This window comes from Nostoc sp. DedSLP04, assembly GCF_034530775.1.
Lineage (GTDB): Bacteria > Cyanobacteriota > Cyanobacteriia > Cyanobacteriales > Nostocaceae > Nostoc.
The window spans coordinates 1-15,614 of sequence record NZ_JAVRCL010000053.1 but is presented as its reverse complement, the minus strand read 5'-3'; the positions used below and the strand labels follow the sequence as shown (position 1 = coordinate 15,614).

Sequence of the window (15,614 nt, the reverse complement as noted above, 5' to 3'; positions counted from 1 at the left end):
GTAGGTAAAAATTATGGCAAATATCATTGGAACCAGCGGCTACGACTTACTACAGGGTGGTACTGCGAATGATACTCTCATTGGTGGTGTGGGAGGTGATTTTCTCACAGGTGGCGGTGGCAACGATAAATTTGTTTACGACTTGGGCGACGGCACTGATACAATCACTGATTTTGGTGGCATCGGTAAAGGAACTAACCCGACAGCAGCAGTTATTGCTGAAGTGGACACGATCAAATTTCAGGGTGCAGGATTAACTGCTCAAAATTTACTGCTGCTTCAGAATGGCAACGATCTAGAAATCACTTTTGAGGGGAATACTGATACCGTAGTTATTCTACAAAATTTCAAACTAGAAAATTTAGAGAATCTGAAAGCTTCTGGAGGCAAACCAGCAATTGGTAATATCCTGTTTGACGGGCAAAATAGCATCACCGACAGCTTTAATGTCCTCGATTCCAACTCTACTGATACTAGCCTGGGCATCAAGAACACAGTAACTTTCCTCAATGACCTCAACAATAACATTACGGGGTTAGAGGACTCAAATGATGTCGTTAATGGTCAAGGCGGTAATGACAAAATCGATGGTTTGAGTGGAAACGATTTGCTCAGAGGTGGTGCGGGTGATGATACCCTCATTGGTGGTGCGGGAAATGATACCCTCATTGGTGGTACGGGGACTGACTCCCTTGTTGGCAATAATCTGCTTTCTGGGGGCTATGGCAATGATTATCTCTCCATTTCTGGCTACGAAAGCTTTAGCTACCCAGACTACGACTACAACTCTCGCTCGTCTGGTAAGAACACTCTTAACGGTGGCGTAGGTGACGATAACTTGAGTGCTAGCGGTTCAACAGGCAATAATTTGCTCTCTGGGGACGATGGCAATGATAATCTCTCCATCTCTGGCTACTACGACGGAGGTAACTATGCAGACTACGACTCTCGCTCGTCTGGTAAAAACACCCTCAACGGCGGTGCAGGTAAGGATACCTTGAGTGCTGGCGGTTCAACAGGCGATAATTTGCTCTCTGGGGGTGATGGCAATGATTATCTCTCCATCTCTGGCTACTTCAATTACACTCCTAGCGACCCGTACTCACCCCGCGATGTCTCCATCACATACGATTCTCGCTCGTCTGGAAATAACACTCTTAACGGTGGCACTGGGGACGATAACTTGAATGCTAGTAATTCAAAAGGTGATAACTTACTCGATGGTGGCGCTGGCAATGATTATATCTCTGCCTCTAACGCCTTTGGTAAGAACACAATCTATGGCGGCAGTGGGAATGATATCCTTATAGGTGGTTCTGGTAATGACACCCTCTATGGAGGCACTGGTACTGATACCTTTGTTTTTAATAGTTACAGTAAAGGTGTTGACAGTATTAATGATTTCAACGCTACTAATGAACTGATTCAGGTATCGGCTGCTGGCTTTGGTGGCGGGTTATCACCAGGTTCACTTAAGACAAGTCAGTTTACCCTTGGAACGTCTGCAACGACAAGCAATCAACGATTTATCTATAACAGTGCTACAGGTGGACTGTTCTTTGACCTTGATGGCAGTGCGTCTGGGTTTACTCAGGTAAAATTTGCACAATTATCTACTGGATTGTCACTCAGCGAAAACAATTTTGTGGTTGTTTAATCGAAATTAGGGACTTCCAAATAAAAAATATCCCAAAACTGACGCAAAGATTCTCTCTGTGTTCTCTGCGCCTGGAGTGGTAGTTTGCGGCCTACGTTCGCGCAGCGTCTCGCAGACAGACGCTTTGCGTAGCTTGCTTCCCCGTAGGGGTATGCGTCTACGTTTATTGGGATAATTTATTTCTTGGAAATCCTTTAGCACTCTTTAATTGCCAAGCGGTACGGTTTGGGAGATGCTATTTTTAGATGAAGATTTTTACGGGCTGTAGAAAATTGCTCCTGCTGTCATATTGCTTTACATCTAGATGGATAGACAGCTTGACCGAAAGGTTCTACAATTTGACTGATTGTGGTAAATTTACCTATTGCCCAATCCATATAAGCATAGTAAAGATTTTCTAGTGATTCCGTTTGATTGCGGAAGCACTAAATTAATATAGGAAAGTCTTTGAGTAAAGGGCAGCAGACAAATGGATGTAAAGCTGATTCTAGCTGGATTAACAGTTATATTTACACTTTCGTGCTTATTTTTTGGCACGAAGAATGGATTCTATGATTCAGATAATTATCATGGCAATGGCTCCGCACATTGAGATAAATCTGTAGACGCTCGATCGACTTCCCGGAGGGTGAGTTGGCTAAGAGCGTTCAAAACTTGTAAAGGGAAAAGAAACCAGAGGCAAACTGCTGTAGCTCCTAGTTTGATAGCTTCTGGTTAGCCCACCTTTTTGAACCAGTGCGGGTTCGGTGCAGGCGTCCTCCCCAATTAAAAATCTGTATTCTCAGGGTGTAGGGGCGCATGATAAAACTTACCCCTAAGTCACAAAACCAAAATTTGTGTAACTTTTGGCTTTTGGGATATGTCCATGACGATGAGGTTTGAGGGGAGGAGAGCATGAGGGATAATCTATCGGCATCCTCTCGCGTAGATGCTGCGGAAACGGGTAGTGAATTAGAATGTTTGCCCTATAGCGTCCAGCATGACAATGAGGGCGTGTGTTTGTTGGTGAAAATGGGCCCGCACCGCATCCTATTAGACTGTGGTTTTGAGGATATTTCATCGCTGGTTAAGGGGCTTACTAAATCGGGACGTGGAACTAGTTCGCCCCTACCAGCAGATTTAGTTTTGATTAGTCACGCTCACCCAGATCACGCCAAAGGCTTACTGGCGCTGCATACAGCTTTTCCCAAGTTACCGATTTATGGTAGTGAAGTAACTAGCAAGTTACTACCGCTGAATTGGGTAGATGAAGATCCTGAGAAAATTTCCCAATTTTGTCATGCCTTGCCATTGCGATCGCCTGTGGAATTCCAAGATGGTTTGGTGGCAGAATTATTTCCCGCAGGACATTTACCAGGAGCAGTAGCAATTCTCCTGACTTATACCACCCAGCAGCGTACTTACAAGCTACTGTATACAGGGGACTTTTTCTTATCGAACTCCCGACTAGTAGAAGGTTTGCGTTTAGAGGAACTGCGGGGTTTAGATTTGGATGTGCTAATTATTGAAGGTAGTTATGGCACATCCCGTCATCCTCACCGCCGCAACCAAGAAAATCAACTAGCCGAGCGAATTAATCGAGCGATCGCTGACCATTGTTCTGTAATCCTTCCTACCCCGGCTTTAGGATTAGGTCAAGAATTATTAATGCTCTTGCGATCGCATCACCACTTCACCGGACGAGATTTAGATATCTGGGTAGATGGTGCTGTCGCCACTGGATGCGATGCATATCTTGAACTGCTGCCCCATCTCCCCCCATCGGTACAGAACTTCGCCCGCCATCAACCTTTGTTTTGGGATGAACGGGTACGTCCCCGCGTGCGTCGTCTACAACCAGAACATCGTTCCAGTGTAGGTAAGTCACCTTGTATTGTCCTCACCGACTCGACATCTGATTTAGGCGAACACTGCCAACTAGACACCGGGCCTTGGCTGATTCTCCTACCAGAAAAAATTGATATAAAAGTTAACAAAGAATATTTAGCGCCCACCACTCTTGAAACTTATCTCTTAGCTCAACATAGCGATGGCCCTGGTACTACGCAGCTAATTCATAATTTGCGACCCCAGCACGTGGTTTTTGTCCACGGTTCTCCTGCTTACTTGGCAGACCTGACTAGCTTAGAGGAGTTGCAAAACCGCTACCACGTACATTCTCCGGCGGCTGATACCTTAGTAGAACTACCCATCGGCGACACATTTTTACAACCAGCAGCACCTGAGACTAACTACGAAGGCGAACTGACAGAGTTAGGAACAGTAATCACAATCACCCTACCCAATGTGATTACTGCCGATCAGCGTTGGCGGCAATTTGCTGATACTGGTTTAATCGAAGCTCGTTGGCAAGGAGAAGAATTAGTATTAAGGGGATTGTCTCAACGAGAACTGCTCAACCAGAACAGCGATCGCTATACCTGGACAGATGTAGACTGTTGTGGTACTTGCCGACATCAAAGGGGGCAGCGGTGTTGGAATCCAGCTTCCCCGTTGTATAACTTTAAAGTAACTCTCGAAGGTTACTGTCCTGCTTTTGGAGGCTTGAATGATAGCCAATAGTCATTAGCTGTTTTGTCCTTTGTCCTTTGTCCTTTGTCATTTTTGACCAATGACCAATGACTAATGACTAATGACTAATGACTAATGACTAATGACTATTTATTCTGGATTCGAGTCAGTGTAACGGTTGTGGATGCGCTCTGCTTCGGGACAATCTTCAGTCATCAGAGGTTCTACATTACCGCGCGGTACTGAAGCCAATTTTTGCGTTACAGCACCAATGCTCTCGAGGCGAACCATTTCTTCCCAAGAACAAACTTCGTCCTCTTCTTCTGTTTCATAGCGTAGGGTCACTAAATCTCCCTCTATGTCTATGATGCGGGCGCGTTCAATCCAGCGTTGCTGGTCCCGCAAGAAAACACATACCTCGCGCCCATCGCAACACAGTTGATAAATCTTGCGGTGTAGCATGTACTGTTTCTGCCTTTTTAAACAACGTAGTTAAACCTGTCAAAATCTGGGTTCTACCCCATTACATTACACCTTTAAGAGGTTTATTTCACCGTTTAGAACAAGTGCGCTTCATAACCCAATCCCAAGATTTGCTTCTATTTGTCAAAATATCAGGATAATGTTGGGTCATAAATCAATGGTTGCTCCAACAATGAACTCAATCTCCCTCCAGCTTATTCTAGGGAATGTCTGCTTCTATAAAAGTCAAACAATTCGGTACCTGTCCTAACCAGGTTCATATTTGCTGCTGAGTCATTCTTACCATTATGTAATAAAGAATACTCCAAAACAATTGTTGATTGCGGTTGTTTAATTTGCCTACTTTTAATCATTGGCATTACTGGGAAGTCCGGGGACTTGGCTTTACTTTTACCCACTTGTATCTGATCTTAACTCATTCTCTTGCTGACCTTGATGCTTTTCAACAACAACACCCAAATAGTTTTGAGTTTTTCAGGCAAAAACCTGAAAAAAGGCAACAGCGTCAGGGAAGAGTAAAGGAAAAGACCATGAGAAAATTCTACTCTAGAAGTTTAGGAGGATTTATGTGGTAAAGGAAATTCTATAAGCACGTTTGACGAGGATGCTTCTCGTTTAATTTTTCCGACGCGAACTGCATCGTATAGGGTTGCGAGTTCTGGCAAATCCTCTGGCTGATAGCATTTAGTGGCTAGCACCTGCTGGAGTAAACCCTCAGATTCAACACTCAGATATCCAGTTTGGAAAGCAGATGCGATAATTGTGCGAATCATCTTGATTAGGGCAGAATGAGCAAATTATTAGGTCTAGTGTGGAACATTTTCCTCTTTTACTAATTGATATGAAACATTAATACTGTGTGATTAGTATTACGCTCAATCAGTGATTGATATCACAATATGAGTTTTGGATACTCTAATATTACACAGATAAAAGGGCACAGGAATTTTCAGCATCAATGTTGAAAAGCCGAATATTTTAACAGAATAAAAATACAACAACTTTTTCAAAAAGCATTGACAAAATATAATGAGACATCAGCAATCAAGCAAAAAACTGGCGGAAATCTTCATCTTTTTGACTTAATTGCACCCAGTGTAAGTTTAAAGATTGGAATTTTTGCACTAAGCGATCGCAAGCGGGACGTTCGGTAGCGTAATGTCCGGCATCGATTAAAATGAGATTGCGGTCGCGGCTTTCTTGAAACTGATGGAATTTACAGTCAGAAGTTAGATAAGCTTGGGCACCTGTTTTGGCGACGGTTGAAATGTAACTAGCCCCCGAACCACCCAAAACAGCAACTCGTGAAATCGTTTCCTGTAAATCAGCACTTGGGGAAAAAATCAAATTAGGGGGAGAAAGTCGGGTTTGAATGGTTGCGAGTAATTCCTGTAATGTTAGAAATGGTTCTAGCAAACCAACACGACCATATCCTAATCCTGCTTGTGTAAGTTCTATGGGAGTAACTTCTTTGAGTTTTAAAATCTGAGCTAAAACGTCAGCAGTCCCATCTTGCACTTGGTCAAAATTCGTGTGAGCAGTGTAAATACCAATATTGTGGGTAAATGCTAACCGTACCATTTCAGCGATCGCTTCACCAGTACGTAAAGATTTGAGAGGATTAAAAATCAAGGGGTGATGGGCAAATATCAGATTAGCATTTTCTGCGATCGCTTCTTGCATTACCGCCAAAGTCGGTGTCAAACACACCAAAACCCGTGTTTTTTCCTGCAAAACTCCTGGTTCAATTTGCCAGCCACAATTATCCCAACTTTCACACCAAGCAGGATTCGCCCATGCTTCAAACCAAGTAATTAAATCAGCAATTTTCATAATTATTTTCTTCAGCAATTTTTAATTACTAATCAGCGTCTCTGTGGTTGAATATTTAATTTTAATGCTAATTGTTGCCGCATTTCCTGAAAAGGTTTATTCCATACAGGGCTAGCATTCCAGTTCCATACTGCTACTGGAATAAGTTGTTCTTCAGCAAGATAAGTTAGCAGACGGTATTCATCTTCTGGTTCGCGAGAAAAAGTGAAAGGGTTGCGGTAGCCCGTCTCACACAGTTTATAAGATACGACCTGACCATGCTTAATACGTTGTAAAAGTTCCTTACCTTTGATGAGTAAATAATCTAAAAATAACAGACTAAAAGGCTCTATATGTGCGCGTTTTTGTGGCTCTTTTTGTACCCATCTTGCCCACTCAAACCCATACATGAAATCATGAACATAACGAAAGCGGATTTCTGTTTTATTGCCGAACATCTCTGTTAGACAAACCATCTTTTCACCAAAAGTTTTTAAGAATGCAATAGCGCCCTCCTCTGCATTTAAAGCTTGCCTAAGCATACTGCTTACCAAAAAATCAAAATCCCAAAAGATGTTTTCTGGGAAGTTTTGCAATTGAGTACGGACTATGCTTTCGAGAGTTTTTTGAATACTTGTGATAATTTGAATGTCACTATTTTGTTCCACAATCAAATTTTCTAATTCTGCAAAGCTGGTAATTAATATTTTTTTAGGACTCAGTGACAATAATTTAACAGACTGCTGGGCAAGTATTTCATCAATAATCTGAAAAGTATTAGTTGGTGTTAGTTCTTGCTTCATAGTAATAGTAATAGCCCAAGCAGGTTACATAACTATTATTTTATATTAGAGTAAATAAGTTATTAAAATTATATAAATAAACTTAACTTTTAAGTTTACAAACTGACATGAAATACTCAGTGTATGTCTAGTTAATTATCAATAAAGGAATTTTTCCATCCCAAAAGTGTAAAAATACTTAGTATAGTCTCCCAAAAGTTAAGGTTTTGGAATCATTGATTATTGACTTTGGACAAGCTGCACAAAAAAATAGGACACTTGCGTAAGTCCTAATAGAATTTAACTACGATTTCTAAATTTAAGAAATTTGCTATGCAGAAATGTGCACAACTAGTTCTCTAGAATGACTGCGTTGACGATGTTCCCAAATATAAATTCCCTGCCAAGTTCCTAGTACTAAGTGGCCGCGATTAATAGGTATATGTTCAGAAGTATGGGTAAGTGCAGTACGAATATGTGCCGGCATATCATCGGAACCTTCGGCATCATGAATGTATTTGCCTGATTCTGGCACAAGTTTTGCCATAAAATTAGCTAAATCTACAAGTACATCAGGATCGGCATTTTCTTGGATTACTAAACTAGCTGAAGTGTGGCGCAAAAATAAAGTACAAAGGCCGGTTTCTACTCCCGATTCTGTAACTATAGCTTCAATTTTTGCGGTAATGTTTTGAAAAGATTTGCCAGTAGTAGAAATTCTGAGTAACTTTTGATAGTGAGTCATGTGGAATACTGAAATTAAGGTATTATAAGCATATTAAACAACTTGTTCTGGCGATCGCCACACGACTCAACTATTATTAAAATTGGCATCTAATCAAAATATCGTGTCCACGCTCAAAATTAATAGTCTAAAGTCTAGTATAATTAATATCTACCTATAAGATTTTTTTGCTTCAAGAGCCGACTTTGACGAGGGTTTTATGAATATATTTGCCGACAATCCAGCAAACTATTATGATTTATTATTTCAATATATTTACACTGAGTACCACGATGAGGTTGTTAGAGCTCTGTTTCCTATAATTAGAGACTCTAATAATATCCTAGAGATAGGAGTAGGTACAGGTCTAGTAGCAGAAAGAGTCTTAAAACTAAAACCGAATTGTAACTTAACAGGAATTGATATTTCTAAACAAATGTTAGATGTAGCAAAAAAACGACTGGGAAATAAAATTAAATTAGTCGAATCTGATGTTCTTAATATGCAACTAGAAGAAAGTTTTGATCTAGCTTATTCAAATAGTGGCGTTTGGTTTTTTTTAGATATAAATACCGACAATGAATACTTACTATGTAGTAGTATTAATAGTATTGAAAATAATGTAATAGCATTAAGGCGTGTCGCTGAACATCTTAAAATGAATGGTCTATTGGTTCTGAGCGCTCAAGGTATGCATATAGATAGGGTAGAGAAATTACCAGGAGATATAATCCATCAGGTCAAAGTTTCAAAAACAGATACAGGCGTTAAGAAGCAGTATCTCTGGATCAGAGAAAACAATGGTGAAATAATCAGCGATACAACTGCTGATTTGTTAATTCTTGATAGCAATAAAACAAAAGAATTGATGGAGCAGTCTGGATTTGAAGAGATTGGCATAGAAGGGAATAAAAAACTTATGAAAAACTTTTTACTGTCAAAGTTTCATATTTACCAGAAACGTTAACAAATAATTGTTTTGTCCAAAACTTACAAACACAGCAATTTGTGAAATTTGTTCAGCGCTCAGAGCAAACTCACTTAAATAATGACTAATGGCTACGCATTAGTCATATTTTTTTTAATAAAAGAGTGAAAATGTATAAAGTAGATATAGCAGTAGTTTTAGTAATTGAAGTCAAGAATTGAGAAGTACGTAATTTGGGTAAAAGCCAGGGCCGAATGCATTTAAATATAGATTATAGCAACTTTTAGGATTATTTATATTCTTTTGAAATCTTTTTTAGTTTTTATTAGTAAAGAAGATGCGTTTGCCCTGGGGATAAGTTTTGTTAGTAATTAGCCAATCTCATCTATTCTGAGGAATATTATCTACTATCTTTTAATCTGGCAATAATTGATAACAGCTTGAGCTATAGTTTCATTACCATCCTTAGCAATTGGTTGAGATTGCCTTGGAGGTTGGGGTAACTCATAAAGAAAATTCCAAGTCCCTTGAAAAAAATCAGATGGGGTGATAATTTGATGGTGATTATAATTAGCTATGCCTTCTACTATAAAAGTTGCTTCGGCAAAGTCTTCACGCGGTATAGTGACAATTGGTACTCCTAGTATTGCGGCTTCCGAAAAAGTACTATAACCAGGTTTAGAGACGACTCGGCCACAAATAGGCATAAAATCTACAGGGCGGTATTTGCGGTCATTAATTTTCACTAAATTAGGTAAATCAGGGGCAGATTGATCGAATACTATAAATTGCCAATCTGGAAATCGCTTTAGGTTATCATAAGGAATTTGCTGTAAACCCAACCCACCAAAGGTTAACAAAATGGTTTTTTCGACTGGTGCAGTTATTCCCCAAAGAGAACGTAAATCATCAGCAGAGTGACGGGGGGAACCGCCTGTTAAGCCGACATCTGTGATATTATTAAAGGCTGGCATTGGTTCGTGGAAAGGAAGACGAAACAGGCGATCGCACTTTGAATACAAATTACTAATCCAATCTGCAACTGCGGTAAATTCGCCTCCCCAATCTCGGTAGATAAAGTCCCAACCAAAGTTACTCATCATCCAGCAAGGAATATTTGCAGCTTTGGCAAACCCAGGAGCGAGGAAGGGAATATCTGCCAAAATAAGATCGACGCGATTTTGGCGGATAAAATTCACTTCTGAAGCAATCAGCGAATTTTGATGCTTCTGAATATCGAGCAACTTTTCTAAAGTCGCGACTTTATCCATTGTCAAACTATCAGTTTGCACCACACCCAAATCAAATGCACGAGGACGATAGATAAAATCGCCTTCTATATAGCACTCTAACAGCCAGCGTGGGGCAGTACTCACCACAATTAGCAGAATTTCTGGACATAACTTTTGAATTGTTGCAGCTACAGAAGCCGTGCGGGTAGCATGACCAAAGCCGTGGTTAGTTATGGCTAAGTATAAGATTGGGCGTTCCATTTTTAAGTTAGGAGTTAGGAGTTAGGAGTTAGGAGTTAAAATCATAATTTATACACGCTAACTTACAACTGATAACTTTTAATTAATTTTGCAAAAATTTTGAATCGCCCCAATCAATTGGTCGATTTCCGATTCTAAAGTAAAGTAATGGACGCTAGCACGTATACAGCTAGGATCGGCAATTGTCCGAGTTAATATTTTTTGTGAGTCCAAAAATTGCACCAACTTCAAATGAGCTTGAGGCTGATTATTTGCAAGTTGAAAAGAGACTATACCACTTTCAGGTGGGGAAGTTCGCAAACATTTAATATCAGGTAACGCCGTCATTTGTCGCCAAAGATACTCGCTGTTATGGCAAATTTGCTCATAACGTTCCTGTGATGTTCCCCATTGTTGATGAATTGCGATCGCTTCCTTTAACCCAAGATACAACGGATAAGCTAATGTAGACACTTCGTATCGTCGCCCATCTGGAAGCCAATCCACAGGTTGAGATTGACTATCTACAACAACACCATTCAAGCCAATAAACGTAGGTTTTAGGCTTTCTCGTGCTTCTGGCCGGACATACAAGCCGCCAGCACCCGCAGGGCCACATAACCATTTATGACCAGTGAAAGCATAAAAATCTACTCCCAATTCAGTCAAGTTTAAAGGCAATAAACCAGCAGATTGGGCAGCATCTATTAATAGTGCAGAATGATTATTTCTGCATACTTCGGCAATTTTGTCCAGAGGTAAAACTTGACCGGTATTCCAGAAAACATGACTCAATATTACTAGGCGGGTATTGGGGCGCAAGTGCTGGGCAATGATGGTTACAGGGTCGCCCTCATTTAAAGTCGCTTTTAGGGGACAAGTGGTAACTTCTACAGAGAATCTCCGCGAGATTTCTCGTGCTGTGGCAATTACACCTGGATGTTCGCAGTCTGAGAGCAGTAGATGGTCGCCAGCCCGCCATTCAATACCCCACATGGCGATATTACAGCCAACAGTGACATTTTGAGTGAGAGTAATTGTTTCAGATGGTGCATTTAACTCCGAAGCGATCGCAACTCTTGCGGCTTGAGTTTGAGGTGCTATCCAGCTAAACGCCTCATTGCCAAAGGGGCCTATTTGCTGAACATAAGCTTGAGTTTGGGCGATCGCATCCATTGCCCTTTGGGGCATGGGCCCTTGTCCTCCATAGTTAAAATAAGCCTTATTCCCTAAAGCGGGAAATTGCTCTCGATGACGATGCAGCTTGATTGGTGATGCAGAAATACTAGTCATAATTTACAAGGGATATCTGCTGTTTGCAGGCTATTGATATTCAAAAGTATTTTGACCGTTTCTCATGCCGACGTTACGGTATCCGCTCGACTGGCAATGCTGGATACAAGACTTCATGGATTACATCTTCGATCGTATTTCCGGCGATCGCACCCAGTCTATTATCAATAGTGAGTAATAATGACTCTCACGATATCCCTATTCATGTCTAGAATTGCCTCCAGTCTACCATCTAGAGTCAAAGGATGGAACTATTAACAGATAAGAATGAATGCCCTGATGACAAAGATGGCTAGAATGCTTGTACTGTAAGGAGTCATTTTAACTCAGAGTATTACTTGGAGTAATTAGGAAGTAAGATAAATCTGAGCATATATTGAGCACTGATAATAAGTATAAATATATACTTTTAATGTGCAACTATGCACTTAATTAATTAATTTGAGCATTAATTGAGTATTTTTTGTAAAAATAAGGCTGAAGCTTTTGAAAAATAAAACTTTAAAGGTCATCATTGTGCGCCACGGTCAAAGCGGTTATAACACCGAGCGGCGCATCCAAGGACGCACTGATGCGTCAACATTAACCGAAAAAGGTCGTAAGGATGCAAGTCTAGTAGGCAAAGCCCTCAGCAATATCTTATTTAATACGATTTACAGTAGTCCTTTACAACGAGCGAAACACACAGCAGATATTATCCATAGTGAGTTAGCTACTCATGCTAAAAAATCTGCTGTAGTTCAAGTTTCTGATTTGCTATTAGAAATCGACCTACCTTTATGGGAAGGATTGCTGACTGCCCAAGTCAAGCAGAAATTTGCTGAAGACTACCGCACTTGGCATCAACACCCCGACGAACTGCGGATGCTGCTTAATGATGCAGAAGGAACAAGAGAACATTTTCCCGTTCTTGCTTTATACGAACAAGCACGGCAGTTTTGGCAAGAAATTTTGTCTCAACATCAAGGCGAAACTATTCTCATAGTGGGACATAACGGAATCAATCGCGCTTTGATTAGCACAGCGTTAGGAATCCCTCCCAGTCGCTACCACTCAATACAGCAATCTAACTGTGGTATCACCGTATTAAATTTTGCTGGCGGATTGGGCGAACCAGTCCAGCTAGAATCCTTAAATCAGACGCAACACACCGGAGAAACTCTACCTTCATTGCGACCGGATCATCAAGGAGTACGATTGTTACTAGTGCGTCACGGTGAAACCGACTGGAATCGCCAAACCAGGTTTCAAGGACAAATTGATGTCCCCCTCAACGACAACGGTAGACAACAGTCACAAAAAGCCAGCGAATTTCTTCAAGATGTAGAGATTGATAATGCTTACAGTAGCACAATGCTGCGCCCTAAAGAAACAGCAGAGATTATCTTAAAACAACATCCGAATGTAAAATTAGAATTGCAAGATGGTTTAAGAGAAATCAGTCATGGTCTCTGGGAAGGAAAATTAGAAACAGAGATAGAGCAAGAGTTTCCAGGAGAATTGCAGCGATGGCGGCTGATACCAACGCAAGTGCAAATGCCTGAAGGGGAAAATTTACAACAGGTGTGGGAGCGCAGCGTTGTAGCTTGGCAATCAATTCTGCAAGCAGCATCAAATAATCAATTCAAAACTGTATTAGTAGTAGCTCATGACGCTACTAACAAAACCTTGCTTTGTCACATTCTGGGTTTATCGCTGGAAAACTTCTGGAGTTTTCGTCAGGGTAATGGTGCAGTCAGTGTTATCGACTACCCTGCTGGCATCGATGGTTTACCAGTACTGCAAGCAATGAATATCACTTATCACTTTGGTGGAGGTGTACTAGATAAAACAGCAGCGGGAGCGTTGTGAGTCCTGTTAGCGTCAGCGGGGCGTTTAGCCCGTGCTGAGTTCTGAGTAAGAAGGAGTTAGAAGGAGTGAGGAATAAAGTTAGAAGCAATGACTGAAAAACAAATAACTTATCAGTAGCTAGACGTAAATAAATTAAAGTTTGTAGTAAGGACTTTAGTCCTATAATCCTTTCTTTGAGCGATGAATCGCTCACTACGAACTAGGATTTTACTTTATGTTTAATTATGCCTACCTACTTAACTCCTAACTCATAACTAAAACTTTTATGATTGAACTGCTGCAAAAAGTACGAGTAATTGACCCTGTTTCTGAAATTGACGAACTCTTTGATGTACTGATTGCTGATGGTTATATCCGAGAAGTGGCTTCGCACATTTCTGACATCAGTTCCGATACTCAAATCAGAGATTGTCAGGGATTAGTTCTCGGCCCTGGGTTAGTCGATTTGTACAGCCACTCTGGTGAACCTGGTTTTGAAGAACGGGAAACCCTCTTGTCTTTCTTACAAGCTGCTGCTGCTGGCGGCTTTACTAGAGTTAGTATTTTACCCGATACATCCCCAGTTATTGATAACCCTGCGCTTGTGGCATTGCAGCACAAGAGAGCAGAGGGGCAGAGGGGCAGAGGGGCAGAGAAGAGTTTGTCTCCCCTGCTTCATATCTGGGGTGCTATCACCGTAGATGTTGCTGGGAAGCAGATGACGGAATTGGCAGATTTAGCGTCTGCTGGAGTTGTTGGTTTTACTGATGGTAAGCCCTTAGAAAATTTGGCGCTGGTGCAGCGAGTGTTAGAGTATCTCCAGCCTTTGGGCAAACCAGTAGCATTTTGGCCTAGCGATCGCCAGTTAACAGCCAATGGTGTAATGAGAGAAGGGACAAATGCTCTCCGTTTTGGTTTACCCCCAATACCCACCAGCGCTGAAACAACTGCGATCGCAGCTATGCTTGAATTGGTTGCAACCATCGGCACACCAGTTCATATCATGCGTGTTTCCACAGCTCGCAGCGTGGAATTAATTGCTTCAGCGAAAGCGGCTGGTTTACCCATCACCGCCAGCACCACCTGGATGCACCTTTTACTTGATACAAAAGCAGTTAAGAGTTATCACAGCAGCTTGCATTTAGATCCGCCTTTAGGTAATCCCAGTGATATGGCGGCGTTACGTACAGGGGTACGTGCGGGTGTAATCGATGCGATCGCGATCGATCACACACCCTACAGCTACGAAGAAAAAGTCCAAGCCTTTGCCGAAGCGCCTCCAGGAGCAATTGGTTTAGAATTAGCACTACCTCTTTTATGGCAATATCTCGTTGAAACTGAGGAATTTACAGCTTTAGAATTATGGCGGGCATTGAGTACCAATCCAGCAGAGTGTTTGGGGGAAAAAGTAAGTGCGATCGTACCTCATCAACTAGCGGAACTTACTTTATTTGATCCCCAGCAAACTTGGAAAGTCGAACGGAAAAGTCTTTATACACTTTCACAAAATACACCTTGGTTAGGACAACAGTTGAAAGGTCATGTTGTGCAAATCTGGTGTTAAAAAAACGCACTTCAAACCACTGAATAATAACTTGGCTATTTTATTGTGATTATATTGGCAAGTACACCCTAGTACTGCAAGGCGGAATTCAAAATTCAAAATTCACGCATTCAAAATTAATACAGCGTAAGCATTTACATTGGTTTTGAATGGGTGGTTTATTTACGCCGTACTGTACTAGCAAGGCAAACTAACACTTACAATAGTTCCTTTCTCAGGAATGCTATCGATTGTCAATTCACCACCATATCATTTAACTATATGTTGAACAATAGCCAGTCCTAAGCCAGAGCCTTGTTGCTCCCATAACTTTCGATTAAATTGTACAAAAGCTCCAATTTTACTAATCTCTTCAATTTTCATTCCTTTGCCATTGTCAATTACATATAAATTAAATTTGCTACCTTCTATCTTACTTATAATTTGAATTTCGCTGCTTGGTAAAGAAAATTTGAAAGAGTTATCGAGTAATTCTTCAATCAGAATACTCAATTTTTCTTCTGATACCCCTCTTCTGTCACTTTCCGACATAAGCAAGTAGTAAATAACTGAAATTAT

The 15,614-nt window shown here is 41.0% G+C and carries 14 protein-coding genes; 6 read left to right on the top strand and 8 right to left on the bottom strand.

The features are described 5' to 3' along the window. Positions 1–13: 13 nt before the first annotated feature. Together RMX89_RS25240 and RMX89_RS25235 are read left to right on the top strand one after the other, a co-directional pair. Complete coding sequence (locus tag RMX89_RS25240; RefSeq protein ID WP_322690877.1) at positions 14–1,657, top strand: calcium-binding protein; 1,644 nt, start codon at positions 14–16, stop codon at positions 1,655–1,657. Positions 1,658–2,551: 894 nt separating this feature from the next. Next, positions 2,552–4,219 (top strand): MBL fold metallo-hydrolase, encoded by a 1,668-nt coding sequence (locus RMX89_RS25235; RefSeq protein WP_322690876.1) that lies wholly within the window; start codon positions 2,552–2,554, stop codon positions 4,217–4,219. Positions 4,220–4,318: 99 nt separating this feature from the next. Here the strand turns inward: RMX89_RS25235 and RMX89_RS25230 are convergent, their stop codons facing one another. From RMX89_RS25230 to RMX89_RS25210, 5 genes are all read right to left on the bottom strand, one after another. After that, positions 4,319–4,630: a DUF6679 family protein gene (locus RMX89_RS25230; RefSeq protein WP_012408115.1), complete on the bottom strand. Its 312-nt coding sequence runs from the start codon at positions 4,628–4,630 to the stop codon at positions 4,319–4,321. A 575-nt stretch (positions 4,631–5,205) separates the two neighbouring features. Beyond that, on the bottom strand, positions 5,206–5,424 hold the full coding sequence (locus tag RMX89_RS25225; RefSeq protein ID WP_322672909.1) for a hypothetical protein: 219 nt from the start codon (positions 5,422–5,424) through the stop codon (positions 5,206–5,208). A gap of 271 nt (positions 5,425–5,695) precedes the next feature. Beyond that, the gene (locus tag RMX89_RS25220) at positions 5,696–6,484 is read right to left on the bottom strand and encodes a Nif3-like dinuclear metal center hexameric protein (RefSeq protein ID WP_322690875.1); all 789 of its coding nucleotides are present in this window, start codon (positions 6,482–6,484) and stop codon (positions 5,696–5,698) included. Positions 6,485–6,516: 32 nt separating this feature from the next. Beyond that, the gene (locus RMX89_RS25215) at positions 6,517–7,266 is read right to left on the bottom strand and encodes a hypothetical protein (protein WP_322690874.1); all 750 of its coding nucleotides are present in this window, start codon (positions 7,264–7,266) and stop codon (positions 6,517–6,519) included. 310 nt (positions 7,267–7,576) lie between these two features. Continuing rightward, positions 7,577–7,990: a secondary thiamine-phosphate synthase enzyme YjbQ gene (locus RMX89_RS25210; RefSeq protein ID WP_322690873.1), complete on the bottom strand. Its 414-nt coding sequence runs from the start codon at positions 7,988–7,990 to the stop codon at positions 7,577–7,579. Positions 7,991–8,189: 199 nt separating this feature from the next. Here RMX89_RS25210 and RMX89_RS25205 point away from each other — a divergent pair, with 199 nt between their 5' ends. Next, positions 8,190–8,936, top strand: a complete 747-nt coding sequence (locus RMX89_RS25205; RefSeq protein ID WP_322690872.1) for a class I SAM-dependent methyltransferase — start codon at positions 8,190–8,192, stop codon at positions 8,934–8,936. A 368-nt stretch (positions 8,937–9,304) separates the two neighbouring features. Here the strand turns inward: RMX89_RS25205 and RMX89_RS25200 are convergent, their stop codons facing one another. After that, the gene (locus RMX89_RS25200; RefSeq protein ID WP_322690871.1) at positions 9,305–10,390 is read right to left on the bottom strand and encodes a glycosyl transferase; all 1,086 of its coding nucleotides are present in this window, start codon (positions 10,388–10,390) and stop codon (positions 9,305–9,307) included. Positions 10,391–10,468: 78 nt separating this feature from the next. Beyond that, positions 10,469–11,662, bottom strand: coding sequence for an aminotransferase class V-fold PLP-dependent enzyme (locus RMX89_RS25195; protein WP_322690870.1), 1,194 nt, complete (start codon positions 11,660–11,662; stop codon positions 10,469–10,471). Between the two features lie 23 nt (positions 11,663–11,685). Between RMX89_RS25195 and RMX89_RS25190 the strand changes: the two genes are divergently transcribed. From RMX89_RS25190 to RMX89_RS25180, 3 genes are all read left to right on the top strand, one after another. After that, positions 11,686–11,874: a hypothetical protein gene (locus RMX89_RS25190; protein WP_322690869.1), complete on the top strand. Its 189-nt coding sequence runs from the start codon at positions 11,686–11,688 to the stop codon at positions 11,872–11,874. A 274-nt stretch (positions 11,875–12,148) separates the two neighbouring features. Further along, on the top strand, positions 12,149–13,513 hold the full coding sequence (locus RMX89_RS25185) for a histidine phosphatase family protein (RefSeq protein ID WP_322672902.1): 1,365 nt from the start codon (positions 12,149–12,151) through the stop codon (positions 13,511–13,513). Between the two features lie 265 nt (positions 13,514–13,778). Continuing rightward, complete coding sequence (locus tag RMX89_RS25180; protein WP_322684973.1) at positions 13,779–15,056, top strand: dihydroorotase; 1,278 nt, start codon at positions 13,779–13,781, stop codon at positions 15,054–15,056. A 249-nt stretch (positions 15,057–15,305) separates the two neighbouring features. On the opposite strand, the gene RMX89_RS25175 is transcribed toward RMX89_RS25180, so the two are convergent. After that, the coding region (locus tag RMX89_RS25175; RefSeq protein WP_322690868.1) for an ATP-binding protein at positions 15,306–15,614 on the bottom strand (309 nt) is incomplete at its 5' end.

Excerpts from the sequence above, each read along its gene's own strand:
- RMX89_RS25240 (WP_322690877.1), top strand. The coding sequence starts at position 14 with ATGGCAAATATCATTGGAACCAGCGGCTACGACTTACTACAGGGTGGT.
- RMX89_RS25235 (WP_322690876.1), top strand. The coding sequence starts at position 2,552 with ATGAGGGATAATCTATCGGCATCCTCTCGCGTAGATGCTGCGGAAACG.
- RMX89_RS25230 (WP_012408115.1), bottom strand. The coding sequence starts at position 4,630 with ATGCTACACCGCAAGATTTATCAACTGTGTTGCGATGGGCGCGAGGTA.
- RMX89_RS25225 (WP_322672909.1), bottom strand. The coding sequence starts at position 5,424 with ATGATTCGCACAATTATCGCATCTGCTTTCCAAACTGGATATCTGAGT.
- RMX89_RS25220 (WP_322690875.1), bottom strand. The coding sequence starts at position 6,484 with ATGAAAATTGCTGATTTAATTACTTGGTTTGAAGCATGGGCGAATCCT.
- RMX89_RS25215 (WP_322690874.1), bottom strand. The coding sequence starts at position 7,266 with ATGAAGCAAGAACTAACACCAACTAATACTTTTCAGATTATTGATGAA.
- RMX89_RS25210 (WP_322690873.1), bottom strand. The coding sequence starts at position 7,990 with ATGACTCACTATCAAAAGTTACTCAGAATTTCTACTACTGGCAAATCT.
- RMX89_RS25205 (WP_322690872.1), top strand. The coding sequence starts at position 8,190 with ATGAATATATTTGCCGACAATCCAGCAAACTATTATGATTTATTATTT.
- RMX89_RS25200 (WP_322690871.1), bottom strand. The coding sequence starts at position 10,390 with ATGGAACGCCCAATCTTATACTTAGCCATAACTAACCACGGCTTTGGT.
- RMX89_RS25195 (WP_322690870.1), bottom strand. The coding sequence starts at position 11,662 with ATGACTAGTATTTCTGCATCACCAATCAAGCTGCATCGTCATCGAGAG.
- RMX89_RS25180 (WP_322684973.1), top strand. The coding sequence starts at position 13,779 with ATGATTGAACTGCTGCAAAAAGTACGAGTAATTGACCCTGTTTCTGAA.